The following is a 594-nucleotide window of genomic DNA, read 5'->3' as shown; positions in this document are numbered from 1 at the left end:
GTTGTCCTGAAGCTGTGGCAATTTGGAAGTTCATGTCGTTGATTTGTGTTACTTGAGCAACAATACCATCAAGTTCACTACCTGCGTTAGAAACCAGTTCCACGCCTTCTGCAGCTTCGACAACACTTTTCTCCATCAAATCAACCGCAGAAGTCGCGCTGGCCTGTAGCTGAGTGATCATTTCGTGAATTTCCACCGTCGCTTGTTGCGTACGCTGCGCAAGGTTACGAACTTCATCCGCCACCACAGCAAAACCACGCCCTGCTTCACCAGCACGCGCCGCTTCAATCGCCGCATTCAAAGCAAGCAAGTTGGTTTGCTCAGAGATGCCTTGAATCGTACCCACTACGCTACCAATCGACTCAACACGCTCTTCAACTTGGTTTACGGCTTGTGCAGAAGACGCAATATCTGAAGATAGCTCGCTCATTTTCGCCACTGTGCTTTGCAAGAACTGTTGACCCGTTACGGCTTGCGTGGAAGCCTGTTCCGTCAAAGAAGAAGCCGTTTGAGCATGATCGGCCACCGCTTGTACGGTCGATGACATCTCACTCATGGCCGTCGCCAGTTGGTCAATCTCGTTGAATTCTTCTT

Annotated in this window: 1 protein-coding gene; it reads right to left on the bottom strand. The window is 50.2% G+C overall.

Annotated elements, in window-relative coordinates:
* The coding region (locus R7Q09_RS26995; protein WP_318144058.1) for a methyl-accepting chemotaxis protein at positions 1–594 on the bottom strand (594 nt) is incomplete at both ends.

It is taken from the genome of Vibrio sp. 2130-1 (genome assembly GCF_033339515.1).
Note: the sequence above shows the minus strand (reverse complement) of the source record. Positions and strands in the feature narration are given on the sequence as shown.